Annotated in this window: 19 protein-coding genes; 2 read left to right on the forward strand and 17 right to left on the reverse strand. The window is 34.7% G+C overall.

Annotated features, from left to right (window positions below):
* Positions 1-191: 191 nt before the first annotated feature.
* The gene (locus BUA98_RS01440; RefSeq protein ID WP_072969887.1) at positions 192-953 is read right to left on the reverse strand and encodes an exodeoxyribonuclease III; all 762 of its coding nucleotides are present in this window, start codon (positions 951-953) and stop codon (positions 192-194) included.
* Between the two features lie 120 nt (positions 954-1,073).
* On the opposite strand from BUA98_RS01440, the gene BUA98_RS01445 reads away from it, so the two are divergent.
* Positions 1,074-2,876, forward strand: coding sequence for a GNAT family N-acyltransferase (locus tag BUA98_RS01445; RefSeq protein WP_072969888.1), 1,803 nt, complete (start codon positions 1,074-1,076; stop codon positions 2,874-2,876).
* A 60-nt stretch (positions 2,877-2,936) separates the two neighbouring features.
* Here the strand turns inward: BUA98_RS01445 and BUA98_RS01450 are convergent, their stop codons facing one another.
* From BUA98_RS01450 to BUA98_RS01465, 4 genes are all read right to left on the reverse strand, one after another.
* Positions 2,937-3,200: a TM2 domain-containing protein gene (locus tag BUA98_RS01450; protein WP_072969889.1), complete on the reverse strand. Its 264-nt coding sequence runs from the start codon at positions 3,198-3,200 to the stop codon at positions 2,937-2,939.
* 81 nt (positions 3,201-3,281) lie between these two features.
* Entirely contained in the window at positions 3,282-3,560 is a 279-nt protein-coding gene (locus BUA98_RS01455) for a TM2 domain-containing protein (RefSeq protein ID WP_072969890.1), read from the reverse strand.
* Between the two features lie 18 nt (positions 3,561-3,578).
* Entirely contained in the window at positions 3,579-4,004 is a 426-nt protein-coding gene (locus tag BUA98_RS01460) for a DUF805 domain-containing protein (protein WP_072969891.1), read from the reverse strand.
* 214 nt (positions 4,005-4,218) lie between these two features.
* A complete protein-coding gene (locus tag BUA98_RS01465) occupies positions 4,219-5,163 on the reverse strand; it encodes a 2-hydroxyacid dehydrogenase (protein WP_072969892.1) in 945 nt (314 codons plus the stop codon).
* 245 nt (positions 5,164-5,408) lie between these two features.
* On the opposite strand from BUA98_RS01465, the gene nhaA reads away from it, so the two are divergent.
* Positions 5,409-6,551, forward strand: coding sequence for a Na+/H+ antiporter NhaA (gene nhaA, locus BUA98_RS01470; RefSeq protein ID WP_072970562.1), 1,143 nt, complete (start codon positions 5,409-5,411; stop codon positions 6,549-6,551).
* Between the two features lie 227 nt (positions 6,552-6,778).
* Here the strand turns inward: nhaA and proC are convergent, their stop codons facing one another.
* The 12 genes from proC to BUA98_RS01530 form a co-directional block, all read right to left on the reverse strand.
* Positions 6,779-7,555 carry a pyrroline-5-carboxylate reductase gene (gene proC / locus BUA98_RS01475; RefSeq protein ID WP_072969893.1) on the reverse strand — a complete coding sequence of 259 codons (777 nt, stop codon included), beginning with the start codon at positions 7,553-7,555 and terminating at the stop codon, positions 6,779-6,781.
* A 100-nt stretch (positions 7,556-7,655) separates the two neighbouring features.
* Positions 7,656-9,005: a magnesium transporter gene (gene mgtE / locus BUA98_RS01480; protein WP_072969894.1), complete on the reverse strand. Its 1,350-nt coding sequence runs from the start codon at positions 9,003-9,005 to the stop codon at positions 7,656-7,658.
* Complete coding sequence (rsmA, locus tag BUA98_RS01485) at positions 8,989-9,774, reverse strand: 16S rRNA (adenine(1518)-N(6)/adenine(1519)-N(6))-dimethyltransferase RsmA (RefSeq protein ID WP_072969895.1); 786 nt, start codon at positions 9,772-9,774, stop codon at positions 8,989-8,991. Before rsmA ends, mgtE begins: the two co-directional genes overlap by 17 nt.
* Before the next feature lie 96 nt (positions 9,775-9,870).
* Positions 9,871-10,182, reverse strand: a complete 312-nt coding sequence (locus tag BUA98_RS01490) for a DUF4286 family protein (protein WP_026984172.1) — start codon at positions 10,180-10,182, stop codon at positions 9,871-9,873.
* 138 nt (positions 10,183-10,320) lie between these two features.
* Positions 10,321-12,102: a tetratricopeptide repeat protein gene (locus BUA98_RS01495; protein WP_072969896.1), complete on the reverse strand. Its 1,782-nt coding sequence runs from the start codon at positions 12,100-12,102 to the stop codon at positions 10,321-10,323.
* 96 nt (positions 12,103-12,198) lie between these two features.
* Positions 12,199-13,020 (reverse strand): prolipoprotein diacylglyceryl transferase, encoded by an 822-nt coding sequence (gene lgt / locus BUA98_RS01500; RefSeq protein ID WP_072969897.1) that lies wholly within the window; start codon positions 13,018-13,020, stop codon positions 12,199-12,201.
* Between the two features lie 94 nt (positions 13,021-13,114).
* Positions 13,115-14,386 (reverse strand): serine--tRNA ligase, encoded by a 1,272-nt coding sequence (gene serS, locus BUA98_RS01505; protein WP_072969898.1) that lies wholly within the window; start codon positions 14,384-14,386, stop codon positions 13,115-13,117.
* A 284-nt stretch (positions 14,387-14,670) separates the two neighbouring features.
* Positions 14,671-15,084: a lipocalin family protein gene (locus BUA98_RS01510; RefSeq protein WP_072969899.1), complete on the reverse strand. Its 414-nt coding sequence runs from the start codon at positions 15,082-15,084 to the stop codon at positions 14,671-14,673.
* 196 nt (positions 15,085-15,280) lie between these two features.
* Positions 15,281-16,825 carry a patatin-like phospholipase family protein gene (locus BUA98_RS01515; protein WP_072969900.1) on the reverse strand — a complete coding sequence of 515 codons (1,545 nt, stop codon included), beginning with the start codon at positions 16,823-16,825 and terminating at the stop codon, positions 15,281-15,283.
* A 122-nt stretch (positions 16,826-16,947) separates the two neighbouring features.
* Positions 16,948-17,307, reverse strand: coding sequence for a PKD domain-containing protein (locus tag BUA98_RS01520; protein ID WP_072969901.1), 360 nt, complete (start codon positions 17,305-17,307; stop codon positions 16,948-16,950).
* Positions 17,308-17,404: 97 nt separating this feature from the next.
* Positions 17,405-17,971 carry a hypothetical protein gene (locus BUA98_RS01525; protein ID WP_072969902.1) on the reverse strand — a complete coding sequence of 189 codons (567 nt, stop codon included), beginning with the start codon at positions 17,969-17,971 and terminating at the stop codon, positions 17,405-17,407.
* A 170-nt stretch (positions 17,972-18,141) separates the two neighbouring features.
* Positions 18,142-18,684, reverse strand: coding sequence for a DMP19 family protein (locus tag BUA98_RS01530; protein WP_072969903.1), 543 nt, complete (start codon positions 18,682-18,684; stop codon positions 18,142-18,144).
* Positions 18,685-18,691: the final 7 nt, after the last annotated feature.

Genomic DNA, 18,691 nt, shown 5'->3' on the forward strand with positions numbered 1-18,691 from the left:
CTGTTTTTATTTGGAGGGTATTAATAATTATACAATATCAAAATTCAATGTCAATTTCAATTTCAATGTCAATTTCAATGTTAATATCAATTTCAATGTCAATTTCAATGTTAATATCAATGACAATATCAATGACAATATCAATTTTGAATTTTAAACTGCTATTCTTTCAACAAGAACAATACCAAACTTTAGTCAATTTCAACTAAAACAGGACAATGATCTGAGTGAACGGCGTCTGGAAGAATTACCGCACGTTTTAATCTGTGCTCCATAGAATCGCTTACCAAATTGTAGTCAATACGCCAACCTTTGTTATTCCCGCGGGCTCCGGCACGGTAACTCCACCATGAATAATGATGCGGATCTTTGTTAAAATGACGGAAACTGTCTATAAAACCAGATTTCATGAAAGCATCTAGCCAGGCACGTTCCTGAGGCAAAAATCCGGAAACGGTTTTATTACGAACCGGATCATGAATGTCGATAGCTTCGTGGCATATGTTATAATCGCCGCAAATTATCAGATTCGGAATGGTTACTTTTAATTCATTGATGTAGTTTTGAAAGTCATCCATAAACATAAATTTATGATCTAATCTTTCAATATTTGTTCCCGATGGAAGGTATAAACTCATTACAGAACAGTCGTCAAAATCGGCACGAAGGTTACGCCCCTCATAATCCATATGGTGAATACCGGTTCCGAAAACGACATTATTGGGTTTTATTTTAGAAAGTATAGCTACACCGCTATACCCTTTTTTTGTTGCGGGATAATAATATTGAAACGGATAGCCAGCGGCCGTGATATCATCGACCGGAATTTGTTCCTGGGTCGCTTTTATTTCCTGAAGGCAAATTACATCAGGGTTCGCGTGTTGCAGCCATTCGATAAAACCTTTAGTAATTGCTGCACGAATTCCGTTAACATTATAAGAAATAATTTTCATCACTGTATTTTTTTTAGGATTCCAAATGTAATAAAAAAGTGGAAAGTTTGCGTTTGAATCAACGAAAAGTAGAGTTTTTTGTTATCTTTGTTCGCTGCTCTAATAAATTAAAAATAGTACATGGGTTTAGTTACCGCGAAAGAAGTTGCAAAGGCAATAAATGTTGATAAGTACGGAGTTTTCGGTACTTTTTCTGGCTGGATTCTTATGAAGGTTCTTAAGATCTCTACCCTTAATAAAATTTACGATCACAATAAACACTTAGAGGATGTTCCATTTTTGAACGGTATTTTGGATGAAATGGAGATTAAATTCGAAATTCCTGAAGAAGATTTAAAACGTTTACCTAAAGATGGCGCCTATATTACGATCTCAAATCATCCGCTTGGAGGGATTGACGGTATTTTGCTTTTGAAATTAATGCTTGAGAGAGAACCCAATTTCAAAATCATCGCCAATTTTTTATTACACCGAATTGTTCCGCTTAAAAAATACATCATGCCGGTGAATCCTTTTGAAAATCATAAGGATGCCAAATCAAGCGTAGTGGGAATCAAAGAAACTTTACGTCACTTAAGCGATGGGAAACCGTTAGGAATTTTCCCTGCCGGGGAAGTTTCGACTTATAAAGATGGGAAATTGGTCGTTGACAAACCTTGGGAAGAAGGCGCTTTGAAGTTAATCAGAAAAGCAAAAGTTCCTGTTGTACCCATTTATTTCCACGCTAAAAACAGCAGATTATTTTATTGGCTTTCTAAAATTGATGATACTTTGCGTACAGCAAAATTGCCATCTGAATTGTTAACTCAAAAAGACCGTGTCATTAAAGTTCGTATTGGTAAACCGATCTCGGTAAACGAACAAAACGAAATTGAATCGTTTGAAGAGTATTCAGAATTCTTAAGAAAGAAAACGTATATGCTTGCCAATCCTTTTGAAAAGGACAGTAAATTAATTGATACTGCAAGTTTAAAAATACCAAAAGCACCTAAAAAAATCGTTACGCCGGCAAGTGAATCAAAAATGATTGCTGAAGTTGATGCTTTAAGAAACAGCGATTGCCGTTTGTTGCAAAGTAAAAATTACGAAGTCTTTTTTGCTACAGCTAAATCTGTTCCGAATATTCTGCATGAAATTGGTCGTCTACGCGAAATCACATTCCGTGAAGTTGGTGAAGGGACAAATGAATCTATCGATTTAGATAAATTTGACCAATATTATCACCACATGTTTTTATGGGATGATGAAACCAAAAAAATTGCAGGTGCCTACCGTATGGGATTGGGGTCTGAAATTTATCCTAAATACGGAATTGAAGGTTTTTACCTGAATGACTTGTTTAGATTTGAGCCAGAATTGCATGATATGATGCACAAATCGATCGAAATGGGTCGTGCTTTTATCATCAAAGATTATCAGCAAAAACCAATGCCTTTGTTCTTATTATGGAAAGGAATTATTCATACGACTCTACGTTATCCTGAGCATAAATACTTGTTAGGTGGTGTGAGTATCAGTAATCAATTCTCTGATTTCTCTAAATCATTGATGATTGAGTTTATGAAGTCAAATTATTACGATCCTTATATTGCGCAATACATTCATCCGAAAAAAGCATATAAAGTAAAACTGAAAGATGCTGATAAAGACTTTATTTTTGATGAAGCCGAATCGGACTTAAATAAATTTGATAAAATCATTGACGAATTAGAACCAGGAAATTTACGTTTGCCTGTTTTAATTAAGAAATACATCAAGCAAAATGCGCGTGTTGTGGCTTTCAACGTCGATCCTTTATTCAACAATGCAATTGACGGTTTAATGTACATTAGAATAGCCGATATTCCAGAAAGCACAATGAAACCTGTTATTGAAGAATTTCAAATAGAATTAGAACGCAAATTATCTGAGAAAGAAGATTAATTGCAAATTGATATAAAAAGAAAATCCCGTTAGTAAAGTACTAACGGGATTTTTTATGTTTTAAAACCAGGGTTTTCTACCCACCTGATACGTTTGGTAAAAATCTTCATCCGATTTTGTCAGGTAAATAATTCCTTCTATTAGACCAATTACGGCACCGACTCCGCAAAGAAGCGTTAAAAGAATCTGAATAACTCCTTCTTTGGTATAACCTAATATAAACTTATGAATTCCTAAATATCCAAGAACTATAGCTAAAACACCCGCTAGTACTTTTTTATTTTCTGGCTTGGGAGCTCCAAACTCTGATTGTGTATTTTCCATATTCTTTAATTTTAGATTTGAAATTAATTATTTTAAAAAAAAGAAATCCCATCCGCCGCGACGAATGGGATTTTTTATGTTTTAGAACCAGCCTTTTTTCCCAACCTGATAGGTTTGATAAAAATCTTCGTCTGATTTTGTCAGGTAAATAATTCCTTCTATAAACCCAATTATACCACCTAGTCCACAAGTAACAATACTAATTACTAATTGAATAATTCCTTCCTGAGTATAACCTAGTATAAATTTATGAATTCCTAAATATCCAAAAACTAAAGCTAAAACGCCTGCTAATACTTTTTTATTTTCTTGTCTTGGTGCGGCTGGAGTATTCCAAGCCTCTGGTTTTGTAGTTTCCATCTTTTATTATATTATTATTTATTGTAATTCAACGTTTCCGATTTCGTTCATTTCTTCAAACTCATTTTTAGGATCTGCTCCATAATCATTTGCTCCATAATCTCCTTCTGTACACATTAGTACCAACATCCAAATTCCTCCAACAAATGGTATAAAAGAAACTAAATAATACCAACCGCTTTTTCCTGTATCATGCAACCTTCTAACAACAACTGCCAGATAAGGAATAATCATAAGTAGTAAATAAAAAACAAAAAGACCATAAGCTATAAAGAAGCCATTTTCAGGGCTATCGAAAATTAAGCCTATTAACGATCCAATCATTACAAAACCAATAAAAATTAAAAACTGCGCAAGCATAAAGTACCAGTATTCGCTTCTTCTAGCTCTTCCGCTAAAATTTCCATAGTTTTTAAAAACTACTTTTTTGTACCATTCAATCATTATTTATAAAATTAGTTAGTTAATCCTACTCTGTTTAGGATTTTCGGCTGCTCCTGTCCAAAAATTTTGTTAAAAATTTTCCGAACAATATTAGAAAAAAATAATCTTAAAAACTAATTCTGAATGTTACTTTTAAAGAAAAGCCTTGTTATTAAAAACTAAATTGATATTACAGAAAAAACACAACTCTTTAAGCCTTAGCTACATTGCATTATTAAGCATAAACTGCCTTAATTTTGTCTACAATAACCTGCGCCAATCTTTCATGACTTTCAAAAGTCCAGCCTGCAATATGCGGCGTTAACAAAACATTTTTGGCTAGTAATAAATATTGAAAAGCTTCCGGAGTGTTTTTATCCTGAAAAAGTGTTTCAAAAGATAACTTCTCATACTCCAAAACATCCAAACCTGCTCCCAGAATCTTTTTAGACTTCATGGCTTCAACTAAATCTGCTGTAACGATATTTTTACCACGTGAAGTATTAATGACCCAAAATGGCTTTGCAAATGCGTTTATAAAATCTGCGTTTACCATTTTGTCTGTTTCTGGTGTCCATGGAAGATGTAAACTCAAAACATCTGCCCTTTTTTGTAATTCTGCCAGCGAAACTTGTTTGGCATTTTCATCACCAATGTTTTCTAAAATATCATGAAATAAAACAGCAACGTCAAAACCACGAAGTTTTTTGGCAAATGCTTTCCCCATATTTCCATAACCAATAATACCGACTGTTTTTCCGTCAAGTTCATGTCCGCGATTGCTTTCACGATTCCAGTGTCCGGCTCTTATTTCGGCGTCAGCCTGATTCAAATTATTGAAAAGTGATAAAATTACACCCAAAGAATGTTCTGCAACAGCGTTGCGATTACCTTCCGGAGCAGCAATTAAGTGGATTCCTTTTGCCTCTGCATAATCACAATCGATACTTTCTAAACCCGCGCCAACTCTGGCAATAAACTGTAAATTGGTTCCTTTATCTAAAAACGTTTTATCAATTTTAAAACGGCTTCTAATTACGATTCCGTTATACTCGTGAATTTTTGCCTCGATCTCTTCTTTCGAAGATTTGAAGTCGGCATGGTTTTCAAAACCCGCTTCTTCAAGTTGTTGCCAAAGGATTGGATTGTTGCTGTCGATATGTAGAATTTTTGTGCTCATAAAATAGATTTAATAAACACAAAAATACAGCTTATTATTTATTCTTAAATATTGGAAAGTTTCAAGTTTCAGGTTTCAGGCTCAAAACTTTGTCAATTAATCTGTTGGGAGATCAATTGACACCAAACTTTAAGCCCATAGTCGTTCCAGAATTTTTTATTGCCTATATTTTTTTTAACTTTGAAAATAACAACGCTGAGAATTCTACCCGATATTCATTTTTAAATCAGCAAAAATCCTCACTAATGATATTGACCAAAACTTTTAAATCTTTTTTTGAAAACGAAAAATCAGGAGGGCTGTTATTGCTTTTCGTTACTATTATTTCGCTTTACCTTGCCAATTCGCCCTTTCAAACTGAATATATAGCTTTTTGGGAAAAAGATTTAGGCGGACATTCCATCACACATTGGATTAATGACGGATTAATGACGATTTTCTTTTTGTTGATTGGTTTAGAATTAGAACGCGAAATTTACCATGGAGAATTATCGAGTATAAAAAATGCTTCTTTGCCACTAATGGCCGCTTTAGGCGGAATGTTGGTTCCAGCCGGAATATTTTTGGCCTTAAATTTTGGAACTGCAACTCAAAACGGAGCTGGAATTCCGATGGCGACAGACATTGCCTTTGCGATTGGAATTTTGTCATTGTTAGGAAATAAAGTTCCTGCTTCGTTAAAAGTATTTCTAACGGCACTTGCGGTTATTGACGATTTAGGCGCCATCATTGTTATTGCTATATTCTATACTACTTCAATCTCCTTTATAAACCTTGGCATTGCATTAGCGATATGGGGCTTCTTGTTTATTTTAAACAGGAAGAAAGTCAACAATATTATTCCGTATTTAGTTGGTGGTGTTTTTATGTGGTATTTTATGCTGAACTCTGGTGTTCATGCGACCATTACTGGAGTAATTTTAGCGTTTGTGATTCCGTTTGGTGATGGTGGAGAAAAGTCAGTTTCTTATAAATTACAGCATTTTTTACATCAACCCGTTGCTTTCCTAATTTTGCCATTATTTGCTATTGCCAATACCTGCATTGCCATAGAATCTGATTGGCATGAAGGATTAAATCATCCTAATACATTTGGAATTGTTTTAGGATTGGTCGTTGGAAAACCTTTAGGAATTCTTCTTTTTTCTTTTTTAGGAGTAAGTGCCGGCCTTTGTGCTCTTCCGAAGAAATTAAAATGGCCTCATATTTTGGGTGCAGGAATGTTGGGTGGAATTGGTTTTACAATGTCGATTTTCATTACTATTTTGGCTTTCAAAGATCCTGAAACCATTGTTTTTTCTAAAATTGCTATTTTGATTGCTTCTGTACTTTCCGGAATTTTCGGATTTGTTTATTTGAAATATGTTTTGAAGAAGAAAAGAGCTTAAATTCCAATATTAAAACCCCAAATTCCAACTTTCCCGCAATATTGTTATTCCCAGACACGAGGAATCCCCGCAAGTAACTCGGCAAAGATTAATAAACTTTACGGCAAATTCTCGCGGAGATCCTTCGTTCCAATGACAAACAATACTCATTAGGCGATTATTATAAACAAAAAATCCAAACCCCAACAAAATTGGAATTTGGAATTTAAAAAGATTGGGATTTAAATTTATCCCTTTATTTGTTTCAAAGAAGTTTTAATCCCTTTAATCAAAGAAGAACTAAACCCATTATGTTCCATTTCATTCAAACCGACGATTGTACAACCCTGAGGCGTCGTTACACGGTCGATTAATTGTTCCGGATGTACTTTTTCCTCTAATAACATTTTTGCAGCTCCTTTTACGGTTTGTGCTGCAATTGCCAAAGCTGTCTGTGAATCAAAACCAATTTCGATTCCTGCTTGCATTGAGGCACGTATATATCTTAAGGCATAAGCTGTTCCGCATGCTCCAAGAACTGTTGCTGCATCCATTAATTTTTCATCGATAATCGGAGCTGTTCCCAAATCTTGGAACAAATCTACAATTGGCATCGCTTCTTCACGATCTGTTTCAGGAAAAGAAATACAAGTTGCTGATTCTCCAAACTGCGCTGCTATATTGGGCATGATACGCACAACAGGATATTCGTTCTTTGTTTTGGATTGAAGCATATCCAAAGACAAACCGCTTACTGCAGATGCAATCGTTTTTCCTTTTATTACCGGTAAGATTTCAGCAAAAACAGTATCAACCTGATACGGTTTTATAGTTAAAATCACTATATCAGCGTCCTGAATATTGTGCTTATTATCGTTAGAAACCGTGATTCCGTATTCAGTTAAATATTGAATACTGGCCGTGTTTCTTCTTGTTACTGTAACTTGGTTGTTTTTGGAGAATTTGGCAATTCCCAAGGCAATAGAAACCCCAAGATTTCCTCCTCCAATTATATGTACTTTCATTGCTTATGTATTGGCTGGTTAATAGCATCTTTTCAATTCGCAAATTACATAGATTTTAAGGATCTTAAATCACTGTAATCTATTAATTTGTGGCAAAAATCTAAACCCCAAGGATCAATTTGGCTACTCCAAAGTAAAGCATAATTCCAAAAACGTCATTGGTTGTTGTGATAAACGGACCTGTAGCAATAGCGGGATCAATTTTATTTTTATGAAGGAAAAGCGGCACCAGAGTTCCTAAAGTCGCAGCGAATAAAATCACTACAATCATTGAAATCGAAATCGCAAATCCAACTAAGTATTGTTGGTACATAATGGAATGATATCCTAATAAAAGCAAAGAAATAATACTTCCTGAAATCATCGAAACGGTAATTTCTTTAGTAAAATAACCTCGGCTAAATTCTTTCAACGTTCCGTTTGCCAAACCCTGTACGACAATTGCAGAAGCCTGAACCCCAATATTTCCAGCAGTTGCCGAAAGTAATGGCACAAAAATAATTAAGGTAGAATGGAGTTTGAAGACATCTTCATTTCCTTTCAGGACAAAAGACGCTACAATTTCGATTACCATCCCGATTAAAAGCCATGGCAAACGCGCTTTGGTCAATTCCAAAACACTATCGTTTGATTCAACGTCTTGTGTAATACCCGCCGCTAATTGGTAATCTTTATCAGCTTCGTCCTTGATTACGTCTACGATATCATCAATGGTAATTCTTCCGACAAGGCGACCAAGCTCATCCACGACCGGAATGGCCTCTAAATCGTATTTTTGCATGATACGTGCTACCTCAACATCTTCGGTATCAACATTTACAAAATTTAATTTTCTGATATAAATATCTCCAATCTGCGTTTTAGTAGAAGTAGTCAATAAATCTTTTAATGATAATCTGCCTTTTAAGCGATTTTCATCATCCACAACATAAATTGAATGCACTCTGGAAACGTTTTCTGCCTGAATACGCATTTCTTTCACACATGTTAGTACATTCCAATTTTCATTGACTTTTACTAACTCTTTTCCCATCAAACCACCGGCAGAATTTTCGTCGTAACGCAACAATTCGACGATATCCTTCGCATGCTCAACGTCATTTAATTCTGAGATTACCTCCGCTTTTATTTCCTGCGAAAGTTCCCCGATAATATCGGCCGCGTCATTGGTTTCAAGCTCATCAAGCTCTTCTGCAATCTCTTTAGGTGAAAGTCGGCTTAAGATGTTTTCACGCAAATCATCTTCTAGTTCAAGAAGAATTTCTGCTGTTTTATCACTATCTAAAACCCTGAAAATATAAGTTGCTTCGTCAAAATCGAGCTCATCCAGGATTTCGGCAATATCTGCGTGGTGCAAATCGTTTAATAAAACTTCAAGTTCTTTGTCGTTTTTATTTACAATATGCTCTTCTAATTGGTGGATTAAATCTTTGCTAACTTTGAACTCCATCGGCTTCTATTTTTTGAGTCAGTTCAATAAATTCTTCTACACTAAGTTGCTCAGGACGTTTATCAAAGATAGTGTCTAATCGCAAATCATCAGTTAAATTTAATGTTTTCAAACTGTTACGTAATGTTTTTCGTCTTTGCTGAAAAGCAGTTTTCACCACAGTAAAGAACAACTTTTCACCGCACGGAAGACTGTAATCTTCCTTTCGGGTCATTTTCATCACACCCGACTTCACCTTGGGCGGAGGAATAAAAACATTTTCGTCAACAGTAAACAAGTACTCAGTAATATAGAAAGCCTGTGCTAATACGGATAAGATTCCGTAAGCTTTAGAGCCTTTTTTCTCGCAAATACGTTCGGCAACTTCTTTTTGAAACATTCCGGAAAACTCAGGAATCTGATCTCTGAACTCTAAAGTCCTGAAAACGATCTGAGTCGAAATATTATAAGGGAAATTCCCGATTATAGCGAATTGTTTGTCTTTGTAAACCTCATTGATATTGTATTTCAGAAAATCCTGAGAGATAATCTGATCTTTTAATTTCGGATAATTTTCACCCAAATACGTCACAGATTCGGTATCGATCTCGATCACGTGCGTATTAATTGGTTTGTCAAGCAAATACTTAGTCAACACACCCATTCCTGGTCCTATTTCAAGAACCTCATTGTATCCTTCTAAACTCAAGGTATCCGCAATTGCTTTGGCGATACTTTCGTCTTTTAAGAAGTGTTGTCCTAAATGTTTTTTAGCTTTTACTTTTTCCATTTTCTTTTTAGATTCTTAGATTTTTAGACTTCTTAGATCGTTAGATTTTTTCGAAATGTCGAATAGTCCAAAAATCAAATAATCATGTAATCTATTTTAATGTTCCGAAATAACTTCTAATTCGGTTCTGAAAGAAAGCATTTTGTCTGCGAACAGCTCTAAAGCTTCTCTATGAAATCCTGGTTCGTCTTCTATGTAATAACGCTCCAGAGTTTCTTTGTTATCGGTAACATATTGAACAGAATACGTAATCCCGCCCATTTCTTCTTCAATTAAAACTTTTACAATTCTTGCTGAAGAAAACTTGTTCGTGGCCAGAATTTCTGGTATGTGTTTTTCCTGCATCCATTTTAACCATTGGTCATGAACGCTCTCGTGTATATTTGTTGTAACGTTGTAAATAATCATTTTTTTTAAGTTTCTAAGATTCTAAGTCTCTAAGATTCTGAGTTTTTATTTTTGTTGCTCAAAAACCTTGAAGAAATCTTCATATTATAAATTCTTTTTTTTCTTGGAATTTGGAATTTTCTTTTTTGGAATTTAATTCTACAAATTCTTATCTCCTCTTAACTCCCGGTATTTTTTTCTCGCATCAACAAAGTAAATACTGTCCTGATGGTTAAAAATCACCTTTTCATACAAAGGTTTTGCCTTTTCTATATCTTTTAATTCGTCGTTGTGAATTTCTGCCGAAAAAAACAATGCTTCATCAACATAAATTCCGTCGCTATGATGATCAATGATCTGCTGGTATTGGCTTAAAGCCGAAGTGTAATCCTTCAGACTTTCGTAAATTTTACCCAAACGCAACATTGTTACAGCTTCGATTTCCTGTCCTTTATAGGTTTTCAGAATGCTCTGAAACTGTGTAATCGCTTTTTGTTTTTTATTCTGATAAAGTAGAAAATCACCTTTAGCAAATTGTTTCAATGCGGTTTGTGTTGAATCGGCAACGGTGTTGTCATTTATCAATAAAAAATATTCCAGCGCATCATTTGCGATCAACTGCGTGTTTGCCGACTTTAATTCTTTGAACTGTTTTAAAGCCCATTCAAAATCAGTTTTATAATAACTTGTTTTTGCTGCCTTTAAACTCGCTTCGTGCGACATTACATCATTCTTTAAATCCAATTGAATCTGCGAATAATAAATCAACGCCTGATTGAATTTTTCCTGTAAAAGCAAAATATCTCCCAACTCCATCTTAGCATCCGCTTTCTGATAATCATTCAAATTAAGCTCTAGAGCCCGTTTGACAATTGCGATACCTTCTTCTGGCTTTTTTAAATTAAATGCCTTAAAATGCGCCTGAATTAATTGCAAAGATAAGGTAAAAGGAGTTATTTCATAGGATGTAAGCAATTGTTGTAACTCAGCATCAATTATTGGATACTCTTTTTCCTGTGCTTTATCAATTTTAATTTGCATTAAATAGTAATTGGTCTGCACCAATAGATCTAAATCTTTGGTATTAAGAAGGATAAAGTTCAGAATTTCCGCAGCCGTCTCTGTGTCATCTTCATTCAACGCAAACTGACTTAAATTGACAATACTAGAAAGCGACTCAGGTTCGCGCTTGTAAATCGCTTTTTCCTGAATAAAAGCTTTTCCGAATTCCTTTTGCTGTACGTAAAACCAGCTCAAATAATGATTCCAGAATACATCCTGATCTTTTTGCGTTTTAAGGATTAATGCTTTTCGCATGGCATCTTTAAAAGCCGTATTATCCGTTTCACCATTCATGAAACGGGATAATTGTGTCTGAATTAAATTGGCATTTTGTGGATTGTTATACGATTCTGTCAACAAAAGATCAATCATTTGATCGGTCTTACCCAACTGCCCGTACAACATTCCGATTTGGAAATTAAAATTGTAATTCGGCTGCACTTGCATTGCTGTTTGGTAAGCCTTTAAAGCATATTCTAACAATACTTTTTTCTCGAAAGAATTTCCGATTCCATAAACATCATTAGCGTTCGTTTTGATTTTCTCTATAGCCTGATCGTAGAAATTTTTCGCTTTTGCATCATTTTTCTGAAGTTGGAAATTATATCCCAATTCTACTAAAAAAACACCTTGTTTGTATTTGCTGTAACGATCCTGAATCATTTTTTCAGCCAAGGCAAATTGCTGGAGTTGCTGATAACAATCAACCGTTCTTAAAAAATATTGTGTATTGGAGGGTGCGCTGTTTAAAAGCTCTTCGTAACTGATCTTCGCTTTTTCGAAATCGCCTTTATCATAGTAATATTGCGCCAGCTGTTCGTTTTGAGAAAATGCAAAACCGGACCACAACAAAATGATATAGATAAAGATGTTTTTCATATTTCAGCTTTTTTAGTCACAGTTTTTAGTCGCAGTTTTCAGCGTTAGTTTCAGTCGCAGTATAAAACAGTAAACTGAGACTGTGACTGCAAACTATTATTTAATTTCAACATTCGATTTCCAGACAATCAAAGTTAAGCCAATTAAAATAAAAGGGATACTTAAAATTTGTCCCATGTTGATCAGCATATTGTTTTCAAAACTTTCCTGGTTTTCTTTAAAAAACTCAATTAAAAATCGGGCTAAAAACAACAATGTCAAAAAACTTCCAAATAATAATCCTTTTGCTTGTTTTATTTTTTCTGATTTATACATCCAAAATAATAGGGCAAAGATCAGTAAGTATGAAAATGCTTCATACAATTGCGTTGGATGCCTCGGAATCAAATCATCTCTTTGAAAAACAACGCCCCAATTTCCATTTGTAGGTTTTCCGTAGATTTCAGAATTCATGAAATTTCCCAACCTAATGAAAGCCCCGGTAACCGGAACTCCAATCGCCATTCTGTCCAAGAGTCCTAAAAAATTCACTTTATATTTTTTGCAATATAAAACTATAGCAATTAATACTCCGATTGTACCACCATGACTGGCTAAACCCTGAAAACCAACAAATTTATAAACTCCGGCAATCTTCTGAATTGGCAAAAGTATTTCGATGGGATGTTTCAAAAAATACTCCGGTTCATAAAAGAAACAATGTCCCAATCGGGCTCCTAAAATCGTTCCTACAATTACATAAACCAGTAAACTATCCAGATTATCTAAAGAAAGACGCTCTTTTTTATAAATATTCCTGACAATGTAATATCCAAGTAAGAGTCCTGTAGCAAAAAGAGCTCCGTAATATTTCAAAGGAAAACTATCTGTTATCATAACAATAACCGGATCCACATTCCAGTTTAAAATTCCGTCCATCTCTTGGTATTTTTTTATTAAAGTTCCTATTTAAAACTGAGAAAACCTAACAAGTTTTAAAAACCTGTTAGGTCTAGTCTTAAGAACTATAAACTTAATTTATAATATCAAATCCGCAGTAAGGGCGTAAAACTTCTGGAATTACGATTCCTTCCGGCGTTTGGTAATTTTCTAAAATTCCGGCCAAAACTCTTGGCAAAGCCAATGAACTTCCGTTTAATGTGTGCGCCAATTGGTTTTTTCCGTCTTTGTCTTTGAAACGTAATTTCAAGCGATTAGCCTGGAAAGTCTCAAAATTAGAAACTGAACTAATTTCTAACCATCGATCCTGTGCTGTAGAAAACACTTCAAAATCATAAGTCAAAGCCGATGTAAAGCCCATATCGCCTCCGCATAAGCGTAAAACTCGGTATGGCAATTTTAATTCTTTCAAGATATCTTTTACGTGCTCGACCATTCCGTCCAATGCTGCATAAGAATTATCCGGATGTTCGATACGTACAATTTCTACTTTATCAAATTGGTGCAAACGGTTTAATCCACGAACGTGAGCTCCGTAAGAACCTGCTTCACGACGGAAACATGGTGTATAAGCTGTATGTAAAACCGGTAATTCTGTTTCGTTTAAAATAACATCGCGGTATAAATTCGTAACCGGAACCTCAGCAGTTGGAATCAAATATAAATCATCAATAGTTGAATGATACATTTGTCCTTCTTTATCTGGCAATTGTCCTGTTCCGTAACCTGAAGCTTCGTTTACCAAATGCGGTACCTGAACTTCATTGTATCCTGCAGCCGTATTTTTATCTAAGAAATAATTGATTAAGGCACGTTGCAAACGAGCACCTTTTCCTTTGTAAACCGGAAAACCTGCGCCTGTAATTTTTACACCCAATTCAAAATCGATAATATCGTATTTCTTTACCAATTCCCAGTGAGGTTGTGCACCTTCATGCAAAACGGGAATATCACCTTCCTGGAAAACATTCAAATTGTCGTCCGGAGTTTTTCCTTCAGGAACAATATCTGCCGGAAGGTTAGGTAAAGTGTATAGTTTATTGGTCAATTCGGTTGCCAAAGCTTCTGCTTTTTCACCTAATTCTTTACTTTTTTCTTTTAAGGAAACTGTTTTTTCTTTTAAGATTGCAGCTTTAGATTTCTCACCTGCTTTCATCAATTCCCCTATATCTTTGGATAATTTATTAGATTCAGCTAAAGTGTTGTCTAATTCAACTTGTGTTGCGCGACGATTTTCGTCTAATTGCACCACTTCTTCAACAACGCTTTTAGCATCGATATTTCGTTTTGCTAAAGCCTTGATTACTTTCTCCTGATTCTCTCTAATAAATGCGATTTGTAACATAGCTTTGTGTTTATAACTAGTATTTTTATATAAAGGAAGCAAATTTAAGGAAATGTTTGCTAAGAATACGACAAAGTTTAGCCTAAAAAGTTATTCCACAGAGATACGCAAAAATTACACAGAGGGACACAAAGTCTTTTTTGCAAATCTTTGCGTCCCGATGCTTCGGGATTGCGTATCTCTGTGAAACACCTAATAAAACAAAAAAAAACGGAAACAGCCCCCAAGCTGTTTCCGTTAGCTAAATCTCCATAATGAGAACTAGCAAAATAGGATAGAATAATTTATCTTGTATAAACCGTAATAATACCTGCTGCATCTTTCACTTTTAATTCTTTAAGTGTTAGATTTACGATATCCTGAGTTTTAGTTACACCATTAATAACCGTAGTTAAATTATTGTGTGATCTGGAATAAATTCCTGATTGAACTGTTAATGCACAAGCAGTTGTACTATAATCTCCAACATGTGCTGTATTATCCAATTTTAGTTCCAAATAATCTTTGTTACATCCACTTTGATTTTCTGGCGCATCTATTAATTGTTCGGTTCCGCCAACAACAGTTCCTGTCTTACTAAGATCCCATTTTCCTTCTAATGGAACAAGTGTTTCCCCTTCGTTATCATCATTGCTGCAAGATGTTGCAAATAATCCAATACTAAGTGTTAAGGCGAGTAATAAGCTTCTAATTTTCATGTTTGATTTCTTTAAAATTAATAATGCTAAATTAATTTTAAAGCATTCCCGATGTGTTACACAAATTCACCGATGATTTACATAATTTCTAGAAATTCGTAAGTTATTTCATAAAGTTACATAAAAATAATATACGATACCACAACATGGGGGCAAAATATCTAAGTGTTTTCTTAATGAATCGATCTAAATCGTTTTACTTGCGCTCCACTAATAATTCCTTGAGTTGATTTGCTTTTAAGTAGCTTGCCAATCGGCCCGAAAGTAATAAGACCTCTCTTTCCTCGGGAGCAATTCGTAGTTTGGTCTGAACATGGGAGGCAAATTCATATAAAATAAGAATTTCACTGGCTTTTAATTCATTAAATTTATCACGGCTCAAAGTGGCCAGGATCACTTCACCATCTTTGTCTTTGGTAAAACTGAGTTCTCCAAATTGATCAATTAAGTCTTTCTTGAAATTAGTATAAAAACGAAGCCAGGTCGAATAATCATCGTCAGAATTTTTCAATTCGGTTACCAAATCTTCATACTTCTGATCTTTCTGCATCTTTAATAAATAATCGCGAAGCGTTGTAAAACCAATAACCTGATAATTCGTAACCGGGATTTTATAGCGGTCCATTAAAGTTTCGACATCTCTGTCAAAAGTGATATAGCGCGTTTGGACTGTATATAACGATGCGGTTTCAAAAAGCGAAATCAATTTAATTTTTTGATCACTGATGTAAGGTTCTTTTTTTCCCTGACCCAGGCAATCAATAAAAAGGGCCCGTTTGTTTTTGTTGTCAACTTTAGAATCATTGTTCAATAATTCTACCAGTGTTTTGTATCCCATATTATCTGAGGCACCGCCATCGATAATACATAATATTTTATCGTGATTTTTAACTCCAAATTTCACTTTTGGCAAAACACCCGGAAAAGCAGAACTTGCAGTAATAGCATAAGTAACCGGAAAATTAAAACCATCATTTACTTCATTATGATTTAATGGAATTGAAGCTTTATTTGGTGCTAAAGACGAATTTAAATTTAAACCGTGAATGATATGAGGCATAAACGGAATACGTTCTCCGTTGTTATAAGCTGTTCCGTTGGCAACCATCATAGGTAAACTAGGTTCAATCTTACTTTCCTTCGGAACAAAAAAATCTGACATCAACATTTGGGTTGAAAACTTATTTGGGTTATCAGGATTCGTGTTGTCGTATTGTAGAATCTCCGAATCCAATCGCTGTGCCATCGAAATTTTATCGCCTTTTTCGTTTCGACTATTGTTTAAAAGTGACAAAATGGTAGCAGATTTATCTACATAGTCTTTAAACGCATCAGCTTTCGAAAAATAAAACTCATTAAAAGTACAATTGTCGTGATTGAGTCTGTTTTTTAGAATCGTTAAATAATATCCTGCCGAATAACAGCCTCCGGAAACGGTCGAAAAATAATCAATTTCACTTAAGAAGTTACGTTGCTGCTTGTCTTCCTGAATTTCCTCTAAACCCAAAAGAACACCCATACTGAAAAACTGCGCTCTCGAACCACCACCCGAAATGGCAATTCCTAAAGCGATATTAGGATTTTGAAATCTAGTATTACGTTCCTGAACGGATTTATAATCATTTAAAGAAACAGCCGGAATAGAACTATAATTAATCTCCGAGAAAAGATTGATTTTATTTTGAGAAAAGCCAGTTTCGACTAGAAGAAAAAGCAATATCTGCACGTATTTATATCTCATTTTGAATCTATTTTAAATAACTAAAGTCATTATAAGCAAAATTTAAGGACCCGGCAGAAAATTACCTATCAAAAACTGAACCCATTAAATGCAAAGCTTACATTTAATGGGTTCAGAATAGTTTAATTTACAGTAACACTTTTTACAGGAGATGATGTACAAGTACCTTTCCCTTCCTGAACAGTGATCTCTGCTTTTACTGAATAAGTTCCTGCAGCACTATACGTATGAGAAACCGATACTCCTTCTACAGACGGCGTTCCGTCTCCAAAGGTCCATTTCACAGATTTTAATGTCTTATCTCCAGTATATTCAACTGAAAAATTGATCTTTTTAGGATCTGTAGCGTCGGCTGTATGTTTCACTTTTTGATATATCGATTCAGCAACACAGTCGATTCCTTTTTCAATATCATCTTTTCCGCAAGAAAAATTTAGAATTAGTACTGCAGCAAAACATAAAATTGTAATGATCTTTTTCATGACTTTGATTCTTTAGGATTTTCTGAAATTGTTATTTACACAAATATAATAAATATTCAGCGCCAACTTTTCAATAATAATCATCAAAAAACCGTTTTTACTCTACATTAAACAATCTTAAAATATAAGAGAGCTCATAAACGATAAAAAGTATTGCTAAAACGGTATGAAAAGTTTTATTGTGAACTTTTATCGCCACTACACAAAGCACAACGTGTGTTGCAATCCTGACATAATATTCGGTTTGATTGTATAAAAAGTAGTTTCCGCCTTTTATAGCCGTATCAATCATATCGGCAATAAAACTGATGGCCAGAATGGCAAAAAACCAGTTTTTACGAGAATAAAAGTAATCTTCATAACCCGTATAATCCACAAGATCGTCGGGATACAAAATCGCGCAGAGCAGATAATAAATCAGAATGTAGCAGATAATGAAGAAGTAATCTATAAAATACCATTCGGTTATCAGCTTCAGATTAAACTCCCACCACCAAAAATGAATAATCAGCAAAAAAACATAAAACACCCAAAGCGAGTGCACAAAATAGATTTTCTTCCGTCCTGGATGCTGAATAAAAATAACCGATCCTTTGATAAGATGCGTTAAACTCAACCCAAGAATAATCCCGATAATTGATTTGATGTGCGTTAGTTCTTCCATAAAATGCTATTTCATAAAGAACTAAAATTAAGCATTTTACCACAGAGATACACAAAGAATTTATTTAATCTCGCAAAGACGCAGAGGCGCAAAGTTTAATTTTCTTTGTGTAACTCTGTGAAATTTCTTTGTGTATCTCTGTGGTAAAACCTTTTGCGGTTTAAAAAACCTTAAGCTCTCTTAATCTCATGCCCAACATATTCCTCTAAAGTAGCAAACATATCGTCTACCGAAAGCACTTCGAAATCAGGGTGATTTTTCAGAAAATTAGCATTTAGTGTAACCAGATTTTCTTCGAGTTCATAAAAAGTATCATTGTTCAAAGAATCGCGAACCGGATTCACACCTTCAAATTTCCCGCTTACAAATTTATTCAGCTTAACGCTGCTCATCAATTTGACTTTCTTACTTTGCTGTTGAAACAATTCCAGGTGTTTTTCGGCACCAATCAAAGTCAGGCCTTCCTCGATTAATTCGTTCAGTTCCTTATTCCAGCCTGATTTATAAACAAACTGCGCAAAATTTCCTTCGGCATATTGCGACCAGTAATAATCCAGGTAATAACTCATCAAAGCATCTTCGTGAATAAATTCGTCATCGACACCTTCCTCACGCATTAAATTGATTACCGAAATATTAGAATGAATCACATCATGAAGATTTTCACTATTCATTGCCGTTTCAGAAACTATTATTCTACCGAATTCCTCCATTTGATTT

Source organism: Flavobacterium saccharophilum (genome assembly GCF_900142735.1).
Classification (GTDB): Bacteria; Bacteroidota; Bacteroidia; order Flavobacteriales; family Flavobacteriaceae; genus Flavobacterium; species Flavobacterium saccharophilum.